We start from the raw sequence: 20,183 nt of genomic DNA, 5'->3' as shown, positions 1-20,183 counted from the left end.
CGCGGGCCGCAACTGGGCAAGCGAGCAGTCGAGTCGGTGGCCGGAGAGCGTTAACGGGGTGTGATCTTCTTCTCGAAGAAAACACCCCGTATCCGGACAATCAGCCTTGGAAGCGATACTCTTCGAGCAGCCTGCGTCCGATGATCATTTTCTGGATTTCGGCGGTACCTTCACCGATGAGCAACATCGGGGCCTCCCGGTAGAGGCGCTCGATCTCGTACTCCTTGGAGAAACCATAGCCGCCGTGGATGCGGAAGGAATCCTCCACGACCTCCTTGCAGTACTCGGACGCGAGGTACTTCGCCATCCCCGCTTCCAGGTCATTGCGCTGGCCGGAGTCCTTTTTGCGTGCCGCGTTCACCATCAGCGCGTGGGCGGCCTCGACCTTGGTGGCCATCTCCGCGAGCTTGAACTGGATGGCCTGGTGCTGGGCGATCGGCTTGCCGAAGGTGTGACGCTGCTGGGCGTACTGGACGCCGAGCTCGAACGCGCGCTGGGCCACACCGCAGCCACGGGCCGCCACGTTGACCCGGCCGACCTCGACTCCGTCCATCATTTGGTAAAAACCTCGGCCGGTGACGCCGCCGAGCACCCGATCGGCCGGGACGCGAAGCCCGTCCATGATCAGCTCGGTGGTGTCGACGCCCTTGTAGCCCATCTTCTCGATCTTGCCGGGGATGGTCAGACCCGGGCGGACCTCGCCGAAACCGGGCTCCTTCTCCACCAGGAAGGTCGTCATGGACTTGTGCGGGGCGGTGCCCTCGGGGTGTCCTTCGTCACTGCGGACCAGGACGGCCACGAGTGAGGACGTGCCACCGTTCGTCAGCCACATCTTCTGACCGTTCAGGACGTACTCGTCGCCGTCCTTGACCGCCTTCGACGTGATCGCCGACACGTCCGAGCCGAGCGCCGGCTCCGACATCGAGAAGGCGCCCCGGATGTCTCCGGCGGCCATCCGCGGGAGGAAGTGGTCCTTCTGCTCCTGCGTGCCGTGCTGCTTGAGCATGTAGGCGACGATGAAGTGCGTGTTGATGATGCCGGACACCGACATCCAGCCACGCGCGATCTCCTCCACGCACAGCGCGTAGGTGAGCAGCGACTCGCCCAGGCCCCCGTACTCCTCGGGGATCATCAGACCGAACAGGCCCAGTTCCTTCAGGCCCTCCACGATCTGCTGCGGGTACTCGTCGCGGTGCTCCAGCTCGGTCGCGACCGGGATGATCTCCTTGTCCACGAAGTCGCGGACGGTCGAGAGGATCTCCTGCTGGACGTCGGTCAGACCGGCGGTCTGGGCGAGACGGGCCATGGCTTACTTCTCCGACTTTTCCGTAGGGGCGTTCAGCTCCGGGCGGCCCGGCTGCTCGCCGCCGCGCTCCTTGATGTACGTCTCGGTCGGCACCATCACCTTGCGGCGGAACACGCACACGAGGGTGCCGTCCTGCTTGTAGCCCTTGGTCTCGACGTAGACGATGCCGCGGTCGTTCTTCGACTTCGAGGGCCACTTGTCGAGCACGGTCGTCTGGCCGTAGATCGTGTCGCCGTGGAACGTCGGGGCCACGTGCTTGAGCGACTCGATCTCCAGGTTGGCGATCGCCTTGCCGGAGACGTCCGGCACGCTCATGCCGAGCAGCAGGGAGTAGATGTAGTTGCCCACGACGACGTTCTTGCCGAAGTCCGTCGTCTTCTCCGCATAGTTGGTGTCCATGTGGAGGGGGTGGTGGTTCATGGTGAGGAGACAGAACAGGTGGTCGTCGTACTCGGTGACCGTCTTGCCGGGCCAGTGCTTGTACGTCGCCCCGACCTCGAACTCCTCGTAGGTGCGTCCGAACTGCATGGCGCTCAGCCCTCCGGGATCTCGAACTTGCTGGTGCGCTGCATGCCGGCGGCGCGGCCCTTGCCGGAGATGACCAGGGCCATCTTGCGGCTGGCCTCGTCGATCATCTCGTCGCCGAGCATCGCGGAGCCCTTCTTGCCGCCCGCCTCGGACGTGTAGTAGTCGTACGCGTCCAGGATCAGCTCGGCGTGGTCGTAGTCCTCCTGCGACGGCGAGAAGATCTCGTTGGACGCCTCGACCTGGCCCGGGTGCAGCACCCACTTGCCGTCGAAGCCCAGCGCGGCGGCGCGCTGCGCGACCGCGCGGTAGCCGTCGATGTTGCGGATCTGGAGGTAGGGGCCGTCGATCGCCTGGAGGTTGTTGGCGCGGGCGGCCATCAGGATCTTCATCAGGATGTAGTGGTAGGCGTCCGCCGGGTAGCCGGGCGGCTGCTCGCCCACGACCAGCGACTTCATGTTGATCGACGCCATGAAGTCGGCCGGGCCGAAGATGATCGTCTCGACGCGCGGGGAGGCCTGCGCGATCGCGTTGACGTTGTTGAGGCCCTGCGCGTTCTCGATCTGCGCCTCGATGCCGATCTTGCCGACCTCGAAGCCCATGGTCTTCTCGATCTGCGTCAGCAGCAGGTCCAGCGCGACGACCTGCTCGGCGCTCTGCACCTTCGGCAGCATGATGCAGTCGAGGTTCTGGCCCGCGCCCTCGACCACCGTCACGACGTCCCGGTACGTCCACTCGGTCGTCCAGTCGTTGACCCGCACGACCCGCGTCTTGCCGGTCCAGTCGCCCTCGTTGAGGAACTTGACGATGGTGTGCCGCGCCTCCGGCTTGGCGAGCGGCGCGCACGCGTCCTCCAGGTCCAGGAAGACCTGGTCGGCCGGGAGACCCTGCGCCTTCTCCAGGAAGCGGGGGTTCGAGCCCGGTACGGCCAGGCAGGAGCGCCGCGGGCGGAGACGGTTGACGGGGGTGGTCATGCGGGGACCTCCAGGGGGTCGAGCTTGTTCGCTTTCCGGATCTCGTCGACGATACGGCCGATGATCCCGGTGATGTCGAAGTCCTTCGGGGTGAAGACCGCGGCCACTCCGGCGGCCCTGAGCTGCTCGGCGTCCGCGTTCGGGATGATCCCGCCCGCGATCACCGGGATGTCGTGCGCCCCGGCCTCCCGCAGCCGCTCCAGGACGTCGGGCACCAGCTGGGCGTGCGAGCCGGAGAGGATGGACAGGCCGACCGCGTGCACGTCCTCGGCGAGGGCCGCGTCCACGATCTGTTCCGGGGTCAGCCGGATGCCCTGGTAGACCACTTCGAAGCCGGCGTCACGGGCGCGCACCGCTATCTGCTCGGCGCCGTTGGAGTGCCCGTCCAGGCCAGGCTTGCCGACCAGGAAGCGCAGCTTCCCGGAGCCCAGGTCGCGGGCGGTGGCATCCACCTTGGCGCGGACCTCGGCCAGCGCCGAGCCCTCCTCCACGGGGACGGCGATCGGCGCCGACGACACGCCCGTGGGGGCGCGGAACTCGCCGAACACCTCGCGCAGCGCGCCCGCCCACTCGCCGGTGGTGACTCCGGCGCGGGCGCACTCCAGGGTGGCCTCCATGAGGTTCCCGGTGCCCTTGGCGGCCTCCTTCAGCCGCTCCAACGCCTTGCACGGGCGCGGGTGGTTGAAGGGCGGCTGGTAGCGGTTGTCGCGCCAGTGGCCGATCGCCTCGACGACATGCGCCTCGACGGCCGGGTCGACCGTCTGGATCGCGGTGTCCAGGTCGGCGGTCAGCGGGTTCGGCTCTGTCGTCTCGAAGATGTTGACGCCGATGATCTTCTCCTGGCCGGACTCGATCCGGCCCCGGCGCTCGGCGTGCGAGGAGACCAGCTGCGACTTGAGGTAGCCGGACTCGACGGCCGCCATCGCGCCGCCCATCTCCTGGATCCGGTCGATCTCCGCGAGGGAGTCCTCGATCAGCTCGGACACCTTCGCCTCGATGACGTGCGAGCCCTCGAAGATGTCCTCGTACTCCAGCAGGTCGCTCTCGTGCGCCAGCACCTGCTGGATGCGCAGCGACCACTGCTGGTCCCACGGACGCGGCAGACCGAGCGCCTCGTTCCACGCGGGCAGCTGCACGGCACGCGCGCGGGCGTCCTTGGAGAGGGTCACGGCCAGCATCTCCAGCACGATCCGCTGGACGTTGTTCTCCGGCTGCGCCTCGGTCAGGCCGAGCGAGTTGACCTGGACGCCGTAGCGGAACCGGCGCTGCTTGGCGTTCTCGATGCCGTACCGCTCACGCGTGATCTTGTCCCAGATGCGGCCGAACGCCCGCATCTTGCACATCTCCTCGACGAAGCGGACGCCCGCGTTCACGAAGAAGGAGATGCGCGCGACCACGTCGCCCATCCGCTCCTCGGGCACCTGGCCGGAGTCGCGCACGGCGTCCAGGACGGCGATCGCGGTGGACATCGCGTACGCGATCTCCTGCACCGGCGTGGCCCCGGCCTCCTGCAGGTGGTAGCTGCAGATGTTGATCGGGTTCCACTTCGGGATGTGGGAGACCGTGTACGCGATCATGTCCGTCGTCAGCCGGAGCGACGGTCCCGGCGGGAAGACGTGCGTCCCCCGGGACAGGTACTCCTTGACGATGTCGTTCTGGGTCGTGCCCTGGAGCTTGGTGATGTCCGCGCCCTGCTCCTCGGCGACGACCTGGTAGAGCGCCAGCAGCCACATGGCGGTGGCGTTGATCGTCATCGAGGTGTTCATCTGCTCCAGGGGGATGTCCTGGAACAGCCGGCGCATGTCACCGAGGTGCGAGACGGGCACGCCGACCCGGCCGACCTCGCCGCGGGCGAGGATGTGGTCGGGGTCGTAGCCGGTCTGCGTCGGCAGGTCGAACGCCACCGACAGGCCCGTCTGGCCCTTGGCGAGGTTGCGCCGGTACAGCTCGTTGGACGCCTCGGCGGTGGAGTGTCCGGCGTACGTGCGCATGAGCCACGGCCGGTCCTTCTCCCGCTTCGCCTCGGCAGGCTGACGCTCAGTCATCTGTGACCTCGGGTTGCTCGGGGGGCGCTCAGATGTTGCGGAAGCGGTTGATCGCGTCGATGTGCTTGGCGCGCATCTCCTCGTCGCGCACGCCGAGGCCCTCCTCGGGGGCGAGGCACAGCACGCCGACCTTGCCCTGGTGGAGGTTGCGGTGCACGTCGTAGGCGGCCTGGCCGGTCTCCCCCAGGGAGTAGACCTTCGACAGCGTCGGGTGGATCTTGCCCTTCGCGATGAGACGGTTGGCCTCCCACGCCTCGCGGTAGTTCGCGAAGTGCGAGCCGATGATCCGCTTCAGGGACATCCACAGGTAGCGGTTGTCGTACTCGTGCATGTAGCCCGAGGTCGAGGCGCAGGTGGTGATGGTGCCGCCCTTGCGGGTGACGAAGACGCTCGCGCCGAAGGTCTCGCGGCCGGGGTGCTCGAAGACGATGTCGATGTCCTCGCCGCCGGTCAGCTCGCGGATGCGCTTGCCGAAGCGCTTCCACTCCTTCGGGTCCTGGGTCTGCTCGTCCTTCCAGAACTTGTAGCCCTCGGCGTTGCGGTCGATGATCGCGTCGGCGCCCATCGAACGGCAGATGTCCGCCTTCTGGTCGCTGGAGACGACACAGATCGGGTTGGCGCCGCCGGCCAGCGCGAACTGCGTGGCGTACGAGCCGAGGCCGCCGCTCGCGCCCCAGATCAGGACGTTGTCGCCCTGCTTCATGCCGGCGCCGTTGCGGGAGACCAGCTGGCGGTAGGCGGTCGAGTTGACCAGGCCCGGGGCCGCGGCCTCCTCCCAGCTGAGGTGGCCGGGCTTCGGCATCAGCTGGTTGGACTTGACGAGCGCGATCTCGGCGAGGCCGCCGAAGTTGGTCTCGAAGCCCCAGATGCGCTGCTCGGGGTCGAGCATCGTGTCGTTGTGGCCGTCGGAGGACTCCAGCTCGACGGAGAGGCAATGCGCGACGACCTCGTCACCGGGCTTCCAGGCGTTGACGCCGGGGCCGGTGCGCAGCACGACGCCCGCGAGGTCGGAGCCGATGATGTGGTACGGCAGGTCGTGGCGCTTGGCCAGGTCGTTGGTGCGGCCGTAGCGCTCCAGGAACCCGAAGGTGGACAGCGGCTCGAAGATCGAGGTCCACACCGAGTTGTAGTTCACCGAGGAGGCCATCACGGCCACCAGCGCCTCGCCCGGGCCCAGCTCGGGCAGCGGGACGTCGTCGAGGTGGATCGACTTGCGCGGGTCCTTGTCGCGGGTCTCAAGGCCCGCGAACATCTCCGTCTCGTCCTTGTGCACGGTGATCGCGCGGTACGACTCGGGAAGCTCGAGCGCGGCGAAGTCGGCCGGCGTGGAGTCGGGCGACTGGATCGCGGCGAGGATGTTCTCGGTCACGGTATTGCCTCCGGCGGTCGGCGCCCCTTGAGGGAAGGGGCGCTGAGGGTTGCGTCGGTGCTGCTGAGGGTTTGTTTTCGAGAGGTGCCGTCGGTTCGGCGGAGGTGTTGCTTCGGCAGCGCTTTGTGGCGCGGGAGGTTGCCTGTGACGCAGGCGTCCGGGCGAGCGAGCCGTCTGGCTTGCTGGGACAGCCGGCGCGCGAATTGGTTTCTGCGCGCCGACCGCCCGGACAACATCAACGTATGACACCGCGTGTCATCCGGCAAGGCACTGAGTGCCAGAACTTGACCTCAGATGAAATCTTTACGTAACAAATGAGCGATGATCGATCGAACGGCGCTTGAAATCCGCTGGAAAACCACCTCTGACATGCCAAAACGGCCACCCCGTGGGGTGGCCGTCCTCACAGCGGAGCGAGAGCTCAGCGGTCCTTGAGCGCCTCCTCGATGGTCCGCATGACCTCGTCCAGCGGGGCGTCGGTACGCGCCACGGTCACCAGGACCTCCCCGTGGGCGGAGACGGCCGCCGGGGGCGTGGCCGTCCTCGCGGGAGCCGTGGCGCGGCCCGCCCCGATCCCGGAGCCGAACGTCTTGCGCACGATCGCGAAGGCGTGATCGAGCTGCGCCTCCACATCGCCCTGACCGCCCGCCCGCAGCCAGCGCCGCAGCACATGGTTGTGGGCCGTCACGACGGCGGAGGCGGCGACCTCGGCGAGCAACGGGTCGTCGTTCGCGTCGTCGTCGTGCGCATGCTCGTCGAAGTGGCCCAGCAGATAGCGGGTGAAGAGGCGCTCGTAGCGGGCCACCGACGCGATCTCCGCCTCGCGCAGGGTGGGCACCTCGCGGGTGAGCTTGTAGCGGGCGACCGAGATCTCCGGCCGGGCCGCGTACATCTGCATCACTTCCTTGATCCCGCGGCACACCGTGTCGAGCGGATGCTCGTGCGCGGGCGCCGCGTTGAGCACCGCCTCGGCGCGGATCAGCGTGTCGTCGTGGTCCGGGAAGATCGCCTCTTCCTTGGAACGGAAGTGGCGGAAGAACGTGCGGCGGGCGACCCCGGCGGCCGCCGCGATCTCGTCGACGGTGGTCGCCTCGTACCCCTTGGTCGCGAACAGTTCCATTGCCGCGGCCGCCAGCTCTCGGCGCATCTTGAGACGCTGGGCCGCCGCGCGACTGCCTGCGGCACTTTCCGGCGCGTCGGGCGTGGTTGGTGTACGTGAGGACCTGGCGGGCTGGGACATGACCCGAACGTACTGCATGTGCGCAGCTCGTTGCGCATGTCCGGGGTTTCCCCCGCCCGGGAAGGGCGGGGAAATCCCCGCGGGGCCGAACAGCCCGCCCCACTCCCCGTCGTCCGCCGGCCGCCCGCCGGGACGCTCGGGCGGCGGACGGTGCACCTCTCCGGGGTCGCGGGGCCCGGCACGGCCCGGGTCGGCCGGGAGGGGCCGCTCCCCGGAACCGGCCTGATCCACGGGACGCCTCCTAGCGGCGGGCATATTCGCGGAAGCCGCGGCCCGTCTTGCGGCCGAGGCAGCCCGCGGCCACCAGGTGCTCCAGCAGCGGCGCGGGCGCCAGCCCCGGGTCGCGGAACTCGCGGTGCAGCACCTTCTCGATCGCGAGCGACACATCGAGCCCGACCACGTCCAGCAGCTCGAACGGGCCCATCGGGTAGCCGCCACCCAGCTTCATCGCCGCGTCGATGTCGTCCAGCGTCGCGTAGTGCTCCTCCACCATCTTGATCGCGTTGTTGAGGTACGGGAACAGCAGCGCGTTCACGATGAAACCGGCCCGGTCGCCACAGTCGACGGCGTGCTTCCTGATGTTCGCGCAGACCTCGCGGACCGTCGCGTGGACGTCGTCGGCCGTCAGCACCGTACGGACGACCTCGACCAGCTTCATGGCGGGCGCCGGGTTGAAGAAGTGCATGCCGATCACGTCCTGCGGACGCGAGGTGGCACGGGCGCACGCGACGACCGGCAGCGAGGAGGTGGTGGTGGCCAGCACCGCGCCCGGCTTGCAGACCTTGTCCAGCGTCCCGAAGAGCTGCTGCTTGACCTCCAGGTCCTCCGCGATGGCCTCGACGGCCAGGTCGACGTCGGCGAACGCGTCGTAGGAACCCGCCGGCGTGATCAGCTCCAGGGTCCGCGCGGCCGCCTCGGCGGTCATCCGGCCCTTGTCGACCGAGCGCGCCAGCGACTTGCCGATCCGGGCCTTGGCGATCTGCGCCTTCTCCTCGCTGCGCGCGGCCAGCACGACCTTGTACCCGGCCTTGGCGAAGACCTCGGCGATGCCGGAGGCCATGGTCCCGGACCCCGCGACACCGACCGAGCGCACCGTGCGGCCCTGCGCGAGCTGCGCGCCCTCCAGCGGCGTCAGCGCGTCCCGCACCACCGTGGAGCTGCCCGGCGCCTCGTACGTGTAGAAGCCGCGGCCCGACTTGCGGCCGGTCAGGCCCGCCTCGCTGAGCTGCTTGAGGATCGGCGCGGGGGCGTGCAGCCGGTCGCGGGACTCGGCGTACATGGCGTCCAGGACGGTCCGGGCGGTGTCGACGCCGATCAGGTCCAGCAGGGCCAGCGGGCCCATCGGCAGACCGCAGCCGAGCCGCATCGCCGCGTCGATGTCCTCGCGGGAGGCGTACTTCGCCTCGTACATCGCGGCGGCCTGGTTGAGGTAGCCGAACAGCAGGCCGTCCGCCACGAAGCCGGGGCGGTCACCGACCGCGACCGGCTCCTTGCCCAGTTCGACGGCGAGGTCCGTGACCGCCGTGACCGCCTGCGGCGCGGTCAGCACCGAGGAGACCACCTCGACCAGCTTCATCGCGGGCGCCGGATTGAAGAAGTGCAGGCCGAGCACACGCTCGGGGCGCGCCGAGTCGGCTGCCAGCCGGGTCACCGACAGCGCGTTGGTACCGGTCGCGAGGATCGTCTCCGGCCGCACGATGCCGTCCAGGTCGCGGAAGATCTGGTGCTTGATCTCGTACGACTCCGGGGCCACCTCGATGACCAGGTCCGCGTCGGCCGCCGCGCGCAGGTCGGTGGAGGTGCGCACCCGGGCCAGCAGCTCCGCGCGCTCCTGCTCGGTGAGCCGCTCGCGCTCCACGGAACGGGCGGTGGAGGACTCCAGGGCGGCGACGGCCTGGGCGGTGGCGGCCTCGCTGACGTCGATGCCGACGACCGTGCGGCCGGCCTTCGCGAGGACCTCGGTGATGCCGGTGCCCATCGTGCCGAGGCCGACGACGGCAATGGTCTTGAGCGGGGACAGAGAGGTGTCGGACAGGGGAGTGGCCATCGCGGGACTCCTGGAATGAGGGTGACGACTGGAGGCGCGCCCGGGTGCGCCGAGGGGCGCACCGGGTGCGAGGAAAGTGCGGGTGTTGCCGGGCTGCAGGCGCACACGCCCGGTGCCGTCCACGGCGGGCGTGCACACGCCCGGCGAGCGGCTGAACCGACCGGCTCTGTCCCGAAGCCGAGTCGTACTGGCGGTACATGAGGTACCGAACCGACCTGCACTCGCGACGGCTGCGTCACCAAACCGTCGTGAGATCTCCGCGAGTGGGTGTCTCGCTCGTATGAGCTTAACCGGTGAGTAACGAGCGCGCCAGCCCCCGGAGTTTGTGATGTAGGTCCCGGTGGCGGGGCGCCACCCCTAATCTGATCCCCGTGGACGAAGAGTGGCGAGCGCTCACGGAACGCCTGGGACGGGAGTCGCGCGGCGCGGCGGTGTACATCCGCCTCGCGGAGACCGGGGACCCCGACGAACTGGCGGAGGTGCTCACCGCGGCCGGGCAGCCGCTGTGGGCGAGGGAACTGGCCGCGTTCCGGTTGGGGGTGGCGGGCGACCGCCGCGCCTTCGAGTCACTCGTGCTGCTGCTCAACCACCGCGACCCGCCGCGCTGCGCCGCAGCCGCGTACGCCCTGGCCCGGCTGGGCGACCCGCGCACCGCCCGCGCGGCCGCCGCCCTCGCCACCAACGAGCTGCGCGTCGGCTACGCCCTGCACCCGGTGCGGCTGCTGACCGAGCTGCGCGCCCCGGAGGCGGTGCCCGCGCTCATCACCACCCTGGAGCGCCGGCTGCGCCCGCACGACCCCCACCGTCAGGTGGCCCTGGCCTGCGTCCAGGGCCTCGGCGCGCTCGGGGACGTCCGCGCCAGACGTGTCCTGACCGAGGCCTTGGCCCATCCCGCGCTGGCGGAGGCGGCCGTGCACGCGCTGGCGCGGATCCCGAAGCCGAGGTGAACCGCCCGCGCGCCGATCAGTGCCGGAAGCCGAGCAGGCCGTGCAGCGCCGAACCCCGGGACGAGCCGGACGAACCCGCGGTGCCCTTCGGTTTCGGCTTCGGTGCGGGAGTCCTCGGGCACACCGCGTCGGCCTCGCCGGCGGCGTGCGGGACTGTGCCGTCGGTCAGGTAGGCGGCCAGGTGCTTGTCCAGGCAGGTGTTGCCGCTCAGCGTGACGCCGTGGTTCCCGCCGCCCTGTTCGACCACCAGGCTGGAGCCGGCCAGCAGCGTGTGCGCCATGACGCCGCCCTCGTACGGGGTGGCCGCGTCGTTCGTCGCCTGGAAGAGCAGCGTGGGTGGCAGCTTTCCGTTGGCGATGCTCACGGGTGTGCGCGGGGCGACGGGCCAGAACGCGCACGGTGCGTTGTACCAGGCGTTGTTCCAGCCCATGAAGGGCGCCTTGTCGTACACCACCCAGTTGTCCCCGCGCCACCGGTCCCAGTTCCGCGGCCAGGCGGCGTCCCGGCACTGCACCGCGGTGTAGACGCTGTAGCTGTTGTCGCCGGAGGAGTCGACGGCGCCGAGCTTGTCGTAGGCCTTGACCAGGGGGTCCGGGTCCTTGTGCTTGACGTAGGCGGCGAACGCGTCGGCGAGCAGGGGCCAGTAGCCGTCGTAGTAGGCCCCCGGCATGAAGGTGTCCTCCAGTTCGGAGGCGCCGACCCTGCCGCCCGCCGGCCTCCCGGCGAGGGCCGCCCGCATCGCGTACCACTCGCCCTCGACCTTCGCCGGGTCGGTGCCGAGGTGGTAGGTGGAGTCGTACGAGGCGATCCACGCCATCAGCGCGCGATGGCGGTCGTCGAAGGCGTAGTCCTGCTCCAGGTTGTCCTGGTACCAGATCCCGGTGGGGTTCACGATCGAGTCCAGGACCAGGCGCCGCACCCGGTCGGGGAACAGCTTGGCGTAGACGGCGCCGAGGTAGGTGCCGTACGAGTAGCCCAGGTAGTTGATCTTCTCCGCGCCGAGGGAGCTGCGGATCAGGTCCAGGTCGCGCGCGGCGCTGACGGTGTCGATGTACGGCAGGACGTCCGCGTACTTCTCGCCGCAGGCGGCGGCGAACGCCCTCACACGCGCGACGTTGGCCTCCTCCACGGCGGCGCTGTCCGGCACCGAGTTCGCGCGCACCGGCTTGAAGTACCCGGGGAGGCACTTCAGCGCGGGTGTGCTGTGGCCCACGCCGCGTGGGTCGAAGCCGATGACGTCGTACTGGGCGGCCACCTTCGCGGGCAGCGCGGACGCGATGAACCCGGCGAGTCCCAGGCCGCTGCCGCCCGGACCACCGGGGTTGACCAGCAGCGGGCCCTGGTAGGTCTTGGCGGTGTGCGGCACACGGGACAGGGCCAGGCTGATCTGCCGGCCGTCCGGATGCGCGTGGTCCAGCGGCACCCTCAGGGTCGCGCACTGGAGGTTCGGCTGGCTGGTGGTGCCGCACTTCTTCCACGCGGGTCCCGGGACTCCGGCGGCTCTGTCGGGCTGTACGGCGGGCACCGTCGGTACGGCGCGCGGCGCGCTCGCGTTCGCGGGTACGGCTGTGAGCGTGCCGGCCGCCATGACGGCGGCGCCGCACAGGACGGCAGCGCGTGTTCTCAATGCGTCCTCCCAGGACGGAGGGTCAGCGGGCCGCGAAGCCCACGACCCTCGCCGCATCGTCCCGGAATGAGCGCCCGGAAGAACGCGTTATGAAAATAATTGACCCAATTGGTCTGGCTGATTGGTCTGGATGTTGTCCGGCGAGGCCCCGGACGCGCCTCAGATCAGGGTGAGCTGGGTCGGCCCGGACGTCCCGGTCTCCGGTGTCCGCGGCCCGGCCGTCTCCGGTGGGCCGATCCGGCGCGGCAGGCCCGCGCGCGTGGGACCGATGCCGTACTCCCGCGCCAGGTCGTGCACCTGACGGGTGATCCGGCGCTGGTACCACTTGGGGGCGTAGGCGCCCTCCGCGTACAGCCGCTCGTAGCGGCCCGTCAGGTACGGATGGTGGGTCGCGAGCCAGGACATGAACCACTCCCGTGCCCCCGGCCGCAGGTGCAGCACCAGCGGGGTCACCGAGGTCGCCCCGGCGGCCGCGATCGCCCTCACGGTGGCCCGCAGTTGGGCCGGGTGGTCGCTGAGGAACGGGATCACCGGCGCCATCAGCACCCCGCAGCCGATGCCGTGCTCGCCGAGCGTCCGCACGACCTCCAGGCGTCGCTCCGGTGCCGGGGTGCCCGGCTCGACCGTGCGCCACAGGACGGGGTCGGTGAAGCCCACGGAGACCGAGACGCCGACGTCCGTGACCTCGGCCGCCTGCTTCAGCAGATCGAGGTCGCGCAGGATCAGGGTCCCCTTGGTGAGGATGGAGAAGGGGTTCGCGTGGTCGCGCAGGGCGGCGAGGATGCCCGGCATCAGCCGGTAGCGTCCCTCCGCGCGCTGATAGCAGTCGACGTTCGTGCCCATCGCGATGTGCTCGCCCCGCCAGCGCCGGGAGCCCAGCTCGCGTCGCAGCAGTTCCGGCGCGTTCACCTTGACCACGATCTGGGTGTCGAAGCCGATGCCCGTGTCGAGGTCGAGATAGCTGTGGGTCCTGCGCGCGAAGCAGTACACACACGCGTGTGAGCACCCCCGGTACGGATTGACCGTCCACTCGAACGGCATGCGCGAGGCGCCCGGCACCCGGTTCAGGATCGAGCGGGCCCGGACCTCGTGAAAGGTGATCCCGCGGAACTCGGGCGTGTCGAAGGTGCGGGTGGTGACCGCGTCCGCGCCGAACAGCGCCGCGTCGGCGGGCCGTTGGTGTTCGGACTCGGCGGACTCCGCTGTGAGGTTCTCCCACCGCATGACGCCTCCTCGGTAGTGCTGTACCGGTGGTACGCGTCCAGAATAGAACACCTGTTCGCGTGATCGTGCAAGAATGATTCCCGATCGCACCGGACAGGGCCCGGCCTCCCCGATTTGGGCGGCCGGGCACCGGGGTGGTTGGCTTGCCCCCACCCCGAGAACAAGGCCCTGGAGGAACCCAATGGCGCAGGTCGAGGCCACTACGGAGCGGATCGTCGCGGCGGACGCGGAGAAGGTGTTCGACGCCCTCGCCGACTACAGCGGCACACGCGCGACGCTCCTGCCCGAGCACTTCAGCGAGTACGAGGTGCGCGAGGGCGGCGACGGCGAGGGCACCCTCGTCCACTGGAAGCTCCAGGCCACCAGCAAGCGGGTCCGCGACTGCCTCCTGGAGGTCACCGAGCCGTCCGACGGCGAGCTCGTCGAGAAGGACCGGAACTCCTCCATGGTCACCACCTGGCGGGTCACCCCGGCCGGTGAGGGCAGGTCCCGGGTCGTCGCCACCACCACCTGGCAGGGTGCGAGCGGCGTCGGCGGCTTCTTCGAGCGCACCTTCGCGCCCAAGGGGCTCGGCCGCATCTACGACGCGATCCTCGCCAAGCTCGCCGCCCAGGTCGAGAAGTAACACCAAGTCCCGGCCGGTGCAGGGGTGTTGTACCCCTCACCGGTTCGAGTGGTCCACCCCTCCGCCCGGGATCGTGCCGTAACTCGCCTCAGTTGTTCGCAGTTGTCGTCTTACGCGGGAATTGCGTGACGGACGTGACGAGGGGAGCGGGACGTGGGCGGGACAACTCTGGTGCCACACGAGACGGTCGTGGCACCGGTCGCGGAGGACACCGCCGCCGAACCGCCATCGGCCGCCCCGCCCGCCGGACCCGGCACCCGCCGGGTCCGGCTGGTCTTCACCGGGCTGATGCTGGCGCTGATGCTCGCCGCGCTGGACCAGATGATCGTCGCCACCGCGCTGCCGAAGATCGTCGGTGAACTGCACGGCCTCGACAGGATGTCCTGGGCGATCACCGCCTATCTGCTCACCTCCACCGTGGGACTGCCGCTCTACGGCAAGCTCGGTGACCTCTTCGGCCGCAAAGGCGTCTTCCAGTTCGCGATCGCCGCCTTCGTCGTGGGCTCCGCGCTCGCCGGACGGGCGCAGAGCATGGACCAGCTGATCGCCTTCCGCGCCGTCCAGGGCGTCGGTGCGGGCGGACTCATGATCGGCGTGCAGGCGATCATCGCCGACATCGTGCCGCCCCGCCGGCGCGGCCGCTACATGGGCCTGATCGGCGCCGTCTTCGGCCTCGCCTCGGTCGCGGGACCGCTGCTCGGCGGATACTTCACCGACCACCTCTCCTGGCGCTGGTGCTTCTACGTCAACGTCCCCTTCGGCCTGATCACCCTCGCCGTCGTCAGCGTCGTCCTCAAACTGCCCCGGCCGAGGACCCGCGCCCGGCTCGACGTGCTCGGCGCGCTGCTGCTCGCCGCCGCCTCCACCTGCCTGGTGCTGCTCACCAGTTGGGGCGGCACCGAGTACGCCTGGGGCTCCCGCCAGATCCTCGGCCTCGGCGCGGGCGCCCTCGCCGCCACCCTCCTCTTCCTCGTCGCCGAACGCTTCGCCGCCGAACCCCTCATCCCGCTCAGGCTGTTCAGGGACCCGGTGTTCAACGTCACCGGCCTGGTCGGCCTGGTGATCGGCGCCGCCCTGTTCGGCGCGGCCAGCTATCTGCCGACCTTCCTCCAGATGGTGGACGGGGCCAGCGCCACCGGATCCGGCCTGCTGATGCTGCCCATGATGGCCGGGATCGTCGTCGCCTCGATCGCGGGCGGCCAACTCATCAGCCACACCGGCCGCTACAAGATCTACCCCGTCCTCGGCGGCGCCGTCTCCGTCGTCGGCATGTGGCTGCTGTCCCGCCTCGACGCCGACACGTCCCGGCTGCTGTACAGCATCTGGATGGCGGTACTCGGCATCGGCATCGGCCTGGTGATGCCCGTCCTGGTGCTCGCCGTGCAGAACTCCGTACGCCCCGCCGACCTCGGCACCGCCACCAGCGCCAACAACTACTTCCGGCAGATCGGCGGCAGTGTCGGCGCCGCCGTCTTCGGCACGCTCTTCGCCGGACGGCTCGCCGACTCCCTGCGCCGCGAACTGCCCCCGCACCCGGGCGCCCGGCTGCCCGACCCGCAGTCCCTCACCCCGCAACTCGTCCACGCGCTGCCGCCCGCCCTGCGTGACGCCTACATCCGCGGCTACGCCGACGCGATGCCCCGGATCTTCCTCCATCTCGTCCCGGTGCTCGCCCTCGGCCTGCTCGCCGCCTGCTTCCTCAAGGAGAAACCGCTGGTGTCCCACAACGCCGCCGATACCGAACCCGCCACCCTGAACACCCCCATCCCACAGGCCCGCCACCAGCCTTCGGCCGGTGGGACCCCCACCCCGCCCCGCTCGCCGTACGCCGCCGGGGTCCCGGTCTGCGGCACCGTGCAGCACCCCGACGGAACCGTGGTGCCCCGAGCCGCACTCACCCTCATCGACGTCTCCGGACAGCAGATCGGGCGCGGCGCCAGCGGGGGCGACGGGCGGTACGCGCTGTCCACGCCGGGCGCCGGGGCGTACGTACTGATCGCCGCGGCGAGCGGCCACCAGCCGCAGGCGGTCGCCGTGACCGTCGGCGAACGGCCCGTCGAACTCGACGTCGTCCTCGGCGGCGCCGGACGCCTCGCGGGCACCGTGCGCACCGCCGACGGCACCCCCGTCCGCGACGCCATGGTCACCCTCACCAACGTGCACGGCGAGGTCGTCTCGACCACCCGCACCGCCCGCGAGGGCGGTTATGTCATCACCGAACTGGTCGCGGGAGAGTACACCCTCGCCGCCAGCGCGCCCGCCTACCGGCCCGCCGCGCTCCCCGTCACCGTGCAGGCCTCCCGGGAGACCCGGCAGGACATCGAACTCGCGGGCGGCGCCGTGCTGCGCGGCACCGTGCGCGCCGGCGGCGGACGGCCCGTCGAGGACGCCCGCGTCACCCTCCTCGACGCGGCCGGCAACGTCGTCGACACCCTCACCACGGGCGCCGACGGGTCCTTCCGGTTCGTGGATCTCTCCTCCGGCGAGTACACCGTCATCGCCGCGGGCTACCCGCCGGTCGCCACCGTGCTCCAGGTCGCGGGCGGCGGCCGCACCGAACGCGACCTGCAACTGGGCCACGAGGACTGAAGGGTCCGCCGCCCCGGCGCACCCGCTGCGCGCCGGGGCGACCCGGTGAGACCAATTACCGGATTGCCACACATCGCCACCGGGCGTCGCCGTACCGTGGTGGCGGGCGGCACAGATCGTTTTGTGGAACAGCCATGGGGAGAGAGGGCCTTGGCCATGGACCGTGGCAGCGAGCCGGACACACCTCCCGGCCGCGGTGCCGGCGACCCGGCCGTGGGGCGGATCCCGCTGGCCGTGGTGGTCGTCGACCGCGACGGCCTGGTGACCCACTGGAGCAGTGGGGCGCGCCGTCTGTTCGGGGTGCCCAGAGAGCAGGCCGTCGGACACCCCGTCATGGATCTGCTGCCGGTCACCGGCGCACTCCCGGACGACCTGCACAGCGGCGCGATGCCCGACGCCTACGACCCCTTCGCCTCCAACGGCGCCTCCGACGACGACCTCGGCCCCGGCCTGGAGGCGTCCCTCGACGGCCGCACCGCCTACCCGACCACCGGCCGCGCGCGTCTCGACCCGCCCCCGGACAGCCCGTCCACCGACGGAACCCGCATCGACGTGCTCTGGTGGGCCTACCCCCTGATCGGCCCCGGCCCCTCCCGGCTGCTGGTGCTCGCCGCCGACGCCACCCGGCTGCGCGAGGAGCGCGGCTACGACGACGAGACCGCCGAACGCATCTCGCCCGGCGTCGCCCGGCACACCGAACTGCCCGCCTCCGAGGAGCTGGAGCGCCGACTGCCCGAGATCCTGCCCAACATGGGCCCCGGACTCAGCAGCCGCATCGTCGCCCAGGTCCTCGAACTCGGCTACCCCGTACTGGAGTTCAGCCAGTGCGAACGGGTGCCCGTCACCCCGTACTGGGGTGTGCCGCGCCGCCCCGGCCGAGGCGCCGTAGAGGTCGCCGAAGCTGTTGTGCCGCACCAGCGCGCCGCGCCGGTGGTCCCCGCAGGCGCCGAGCAGGACCTCGAATACGCCGCCGTACGCGAACGCCTGGAGTTCCTCAACGAGGTCAGCTCAGGCATCGGCTCCTCGCTCGACCTCGGCGAGACCATCCGCGAGGTCACCAGCGCCGCCGTGCCGCGGTTCGCGGACTTCGCCGGCACCCATCTGCGCGCCGCCGTCCTCGCGGGCGAGGGCTTCCCCGACGGTCCGCCGGACGCGAGCACCGTCATGCACCGCGTCTGGGTCGAGCACAACGACGAGCCCGGCCGCTGGGACGACACCGTGCCGGTCGGCGAGAGCTTCGCCTTCCCCGAACACACCCCGTTCTACCGGTGCATGGAAACCGGCGACCCGGTCCTCATCCCGAGGGTCAGCGAGGAGATGGGCAACCGCATCTCCGGCGAGTTCGAGAAGCGCGACCTCCGGCCGCTCATCAACGGCCGCTCCCTGCTGATCGTCCCGCTCAAGGCGCGCAACGTCGTCCTCGGGTTCATGGTGCTGATGCGCCGCCCCGACCGCGCGCCCTTCGACGACATGGACCGCACCACCGGCGCCGAACTCGCCGCCCGCGCCGGGCTCGTGCTCGACAACGCCCGTATGTACACCTTCCAGGAGAACGTCGCCGACACCCTTCAGGACAGCATGCTGCCGCAGGTCAGCCCGCGCATGGCCGGGTGCGACGTGGCGACCCGCTATCTGCCCGGCACCCGGCTCGGCCGGATCGGCGGCGACTGGTTCGACACCATCAAACTGCCGGGCTCGCGCACCGCACTGGTGGTCGGCGACGTCATGGGCCACGGCCTCAACTCGGCAGCGATGATGGGCCAGTTGCGGACATCCGTGCAGACCATGGCCGCCATGGAGACGCCGCCCGCCCAACTGCTGCGCAACCTGGACGACCTGGCCCGGCGCCTCGGCGAGAACTACCTCGCCACCTGCCTGTACACGGTCTACGACCCGATCCGCGGCGAACTCCATCTCGCCAACGCCGGACACATCCCGCCCGTCCTGGTCCGCGCCGCGGACGGCAGCAGCGAACTCCTCGAACTGCCGACCGGCGCGCCCATCGGCGTCGGCGGTGTCCCTTTCGAGTCCACCGCCGTACGGGTCCGGCCGGGTGACCGGCTGGTGCTGTGCACCGACGGACTCGTCGAGGTGCGCGGCACCGACATCGGCGAGGGTCTCGCCGCCCTCTGCGAGTCCGCCGCCCACCCCGCGGCCTCGATGAACGCCGCCTGCGACACCATCATCCGTGCCCTGAACACCCACGGCGGCCGCAAGGACGACGTCGCCCTGCTCATGGCCCGGCTGAACGGCGTGCCCGAGGAGGACGTCGCCGAGTGGCACCTCGACGCCGACCCGCGTGAGGTGGCGCGGGCCCGGTGCCTGGTCCGGGACCAGCTGTTCGCCTGGGGTCTGCCACAGGCGGTCGACACGGCGCGGCTGCTGGTCAGCGAGGTCGTCACCAACGCCGTCAAGTACGGCGGCGCCGCCCGGATCGGGCTGCGCGTGGTGCGCACCGACGCCCTGCTGTTCGAAGTGACCGACGACGAACCGAGCCTGCCCGCCATGCTCCCCTCCGAACCGTACGACGAGTCCGGCCACGGACTGCGCGTGGTCAGCCGACTGGCCCGGGAATGGGGCGCCAGCGCGACCGGGCACCGCAAGACCGTCTGGTTCGAACAGGCCATCACGGCACGGCCCCGGCCGGGGGAGCACGGCTACTCCTCACGCACTGGGCCGAGTTGACGAGTTCCCTACATCCAGTGAAGGAGCGCCTCGCCCCCTTGCCCCGGACCCGGGGGTCGCGATATCCCGATCACGGAACCGACCGTGGGGAGATCACCATGAACGTCTCGGACAACTACCGTCACAAGTGGGAGAGTTACTGGCGCGAGACCGCCGACGGCACGGGTGAGGCGATCTGGGACTCCGATCCCTCCCTCACCGCGGGACCGCACAGCGAACTGCTCCTGCCGCACGCGGACACCACGCGCACCATCGTGGACCTCGGATGCGGCAACGGCACCCAGACCCGCTACCTGGCCACCCGGTTCACGCGGGCCGTCGGCGTCGACCTCTCGCACGCCGCCGTCGAACACGCCCGCCGCGCCGCGGGCGGCGCCGGGGTGGAGTTCGAGCAGCTCGACCTGACCGACGCCGACGCGGTCCGCGCGCTGCACGAGCGGCTCGGCGACACCAACGTCTATATGCGGGCCGTCATCCACCAGAGCGAACCGGAGGCACGCCCCAGGGTCGCCGAGGCGGTCGCCGAACTCATCGGAACCGAGGGGCGCGCGTTCGTGGTCGAACTCACCCCCGCCTCCCGGGAGGTCCTCAAGCGGGCGGCCGGCGATCCCGCCGGCCCCGGACCCAAGCTCCGCCGTGTCTTCCACCACGGGCTCAAGCCCGCCGACGCCGAGGACGGTGAGATCCCGCGCCTGCTCGGCGAGGCCGGACTCCAGGTACTCGCGGAGGGCGGAACGGCCCTGGCCCAGACCGAGAACTTCACGGACGGCACCCGCATCGACCTGCCCGCCCACTGGTTCGTACTCGCGGCCAAGTAGCCGGTCGCGGCGCGGCGGGCTCGGTGTGAACCCGCGTGTCGGGCGGCTCGCGCCGACGGGGCCGCCCCCTGGACAGGGGGTGGCCCCGCGGACGGGCATCCGCGCACGGCGCCGTCGTGCGTGTCGTGGCCGTCGCCGGGCGTACCGCGTACGGTGCTCGGT

At 70.5% G+C, this 20,183-nt stretch carries 14 protein-coding genes; 5 read left to right on the top strand and 9 right to left on the bottom strand.

Translation table 11 applies throughout. The features are described from left to right. Positions 1-100 precede the first annotated feature (100 nt). The 7 genes from ACIPK3_RS12560 to ACIPK3_RS12530 form a co-directional block, all read right to left on the bottom strand. A complete protein-coding gene (locus ACIPK3_RS12560) occupies positions 101-1,306 on the bottom strand; it encodes an acyl-CoA dehydrogenase family protein (protein ID WP_402568845.1) in 1,206 nt (401 codons plus the stop codon). A 3-nt stretch (positions 1,307-1,309) separates the two neighbouring features. Beyond that, a complete protein-coding gene (locus ACIPK3_RS12555) occupies positions 1,310-1,834 on the bottom strand; it encodes a MaoC family dehydratase (RefSeq protein WP_402568843.1) in 525 nt (174 codons plus the stop codon). 5 nt (positions 1,835-1,839) lie between these two features. Further along, entirely contained in the window at positions 1,840-2,805 is a 966-nt protein-coding gene (locus ACIPK3_RS12550) for an HpcH/HpaI aldolase/citrate lyase family protein (RefSeq protein WP_402568841.1), read from the bottom strand. Next, positions 2,802-4,850 carry a protein meaA gene (locus ACIPK3_RS12545; RefSeq protein WP_402568839.1) on the bottom strand — a complete coding sequence of 683 codons (2,049 nt, stop codon included), beginning with the start codon at positions 4,848-4,850 and terminating at the stop codon, positions 2,802-2,804. The genes ACIPK3_RS12550 and ACIPK3_RS12545 overlap by 4 nt, the downstream gene beginning before the upstream one ends. A 28-nt stretch (positions 4,851-4,878) precedes the next feature. Further along, the gene (gene ccrA / locus ACIPK3_RS12540) at positions 4,879-6,219 is read right to left on the bottom strand and encodes a crotonyl-CoA carboxylase/reductase (RefSeq protein WP_402568838.1); all 1,341 of its coding nucleotides are present in this window, start codon (positions 6,217-6,219) and stop codon (positions 4,879-4,881) included. A gap of 421 nt (positions 6,220-6,640) precedes the next feature. Further along, positions 6,641-7,477 (bottom strand): TetR family transcriptional regulator, encoded by an 837-nt coding sequence (locus ACIPK3_RS12535; RefSeq protein WP_402568836.1) that lies wholly within the window; start codon positions 7,475-7,477, stop codon positions 6,641-6,643. Positions 7,478-7,700: 223 nt separating this feature from the next. Further along, on the bottom strand, positions 7,701-9,506 hold the full coding sequence (locus ACIPK3_RS12530; RefSeq protein ID WP_402568834.1) for a 3-hydroxyacyl-CoA dehydrogenase family protein: 1,806 nt from the start codon (positions 9,504-9,506) through the stop codon (positions 7,701-7,703). A gap of 371 nt (positions 9,507-9,877) precedes the next feature. Here ACIPK3_RS12530 and ACIPK3_RS12525 point away from each other — a divergent pair, with 371 nt between their 5' ends. Next, entirely contained in the window at positions 9,878-10,453 is a 576-nt protein-coding gene (locus tag ACIPK3_RS12525; RefSeq protein ID WP_402568832.1) for an adenylosuccinate lyase, read from the top strand. A 16-nt stretch (positions 10,454-10,469) separates the two neighbouring features. Here the strand turns inward: ACIPK3_RS12525 and ACIPK3_RS12520 are convergent, their stop codons facing one another. Continuing rightward, complete coding sequence (locus ACIPK3_RS12520; RefSeq protein WP_402568830.1) at positions 10,470-12,080, bottom strand: alpha/beta hydrolase; 1,611 nt, start codon at positions 12,078-12,080, stop codon at positions 10,470-10,472. A gap of 159 nt (positions 12,081-12,239) precedes the next feature. Further along, a complete protein-coding gene (locus ACIPK3_RS12515; RefSeq protein WP_402568828.1) occupies positions 12,240-13,304 on the bottom strand; it encodes an Rv2578c family radical SAM protein in 1,065 nt (354 codons plus the stop codon). A 181-nt stretch (positions 13,305-13,485) separates the two neighbouring features. On the opposite strand from ACIPK3_RS12515, the gene ACIPK3_RS12510 reads away from it, so the two are divergent. From ACIPK3_RS12510 to ACIPK3_RS12495, 4 genes are all read left to right on the top strand, one after another. Beyond that, positions 13,486-13,929 carry an SRPBCC family protein gene (locus ACIPK3_RS12510; protein ID WP_402568826.1) on the top strand — a complete coding sequence of 148 codons (444 nt, stop codon included), beginning with the start codon at positions 13,486-13,488 and terminating at the stop codon, positions 13,927-13,929. A 153-nt stretch (positions 13,930-14,082) separates the two neighbouring features. Beyond that, positions 14,083-16,518, top strand: a complete 2,436-nt coding sequence (locus tag ACIPK3_RS12505) for an MFS transporter (RefSeq protein WP_402568824.1) — start codon at positions 14,083-14,085, stop codon at positions 16,516-16,518. Between the two features lie 156 nt (positions 16,519-16,674). After that, positions 16,675-19,203, top strand: coding sequence for a SpoIIE family protein phosphatase (locus ACIPK3_RS12500; RefSeq protein WP_402568822.1), 2,529 nt, complete (start codon positions 16,675-16,677; stop codon positions 19,201-19,203). Between the two features lie 98 nt (positions 19,204-19,301). Next, positions 19,302-20,021 carry a class I SAM-dependent methyltransferase gene (locus ACIPK3_RS12495; protein WP_402568820.1) on the top strand — a complete coding sequence of 240 codons (720 nt, stop codon included), beginning with the start codon at positions 19,302-19,304 and terminating at the stop codon, positions 20,019-20,021. Positions 20,022-20,183 lie beyond the last annotated feature (162 nt).

Source organism: Streptomyces sp. NPDC086787 (assembly GCF_044745865.1).
Lineage (GTDB): Bacteria > Actinomycetota > Actinomycetes > Streptomycetales > Streptomycetaceae > Streptomyces.
The sequence above is the reverse complement of the archived record's forward strand: the minus strand, read 5'-3'. Positions and strand labels throughout refer to the sequence as shown.

Coding starts and splice junctions, on each gene's coding strand:
- ACIPK3_RS12515 (WP_402568828.1), bottom strand. CDS start 13,304: ATGCGGTGGGAGAACCTCACAGCGGAGTCCGCCGAGTCCGAACACCAA.
- ACIPK3_RS12535 (WP_402568836.1), bottom strand. CDS start 7,477: ATGCAGTACGTTCGGGTCATGTCCCAGCCCGCCAGGTCCTCACGTACA.
- ACIPK3_RS12495 (WP_402568820.1), top strand. CDS start 19,302: ATGAACGTCTCGGACAACTACCGTCACAAGTGGGAGAGTTACTGGCGC.
- ACIPK3_RS12555 (WP_402568843.1), bottom strand. CDS start 1,834: ATGCAGTTCGGACGCACCTACGAGGAGTTCGAGGTCGGGGCGACGTAC.
- ACIPK3_RS12500 (WP_402568822.1), top strand. CDS start 16,675: ATGGACCGTGGCAGCGAGCCGGACACACCTCCCGGCCGCGGTGCCGGC.
- ACIPK3_RS12545 (WP_402568839.1), bottom strand. CDS start 4,850: ATGACTGAGCGTCAGCCTGCCGAGGCGAAGCGGGAGAAGGACCGGCCG.
- ACIPK3_RS12530 (WP_402568834.1), bottom strand. CDS start 9,506: ATGGCCACTCCCCTGTCCGACACCTCTCTGTCCCCGCTCAAGACCATT.
- ACIPK3_RS12550 (WP_402568841.1), bottom strand. CDS start 2,805: ATGACCACCCCCGTCAACCGTCTCCGCCCGCGGCGCTCCTGCCTGGCC.
- ACIPK3_RS12560 (WP_402568845.1), bottom strand. CDS start 1,306: ATGGCCCGTCTCGCCCAGACCGCCGGTCTGACCGACGTCCAGCAGGAG.
- ACIPK3_RS12510 (WP_402568826.1), top strand. CDS start 13,486: ATGGCGCAGGTCGAGGCCACTACGGAGCGGATCGTCGCGGCGGACGCG.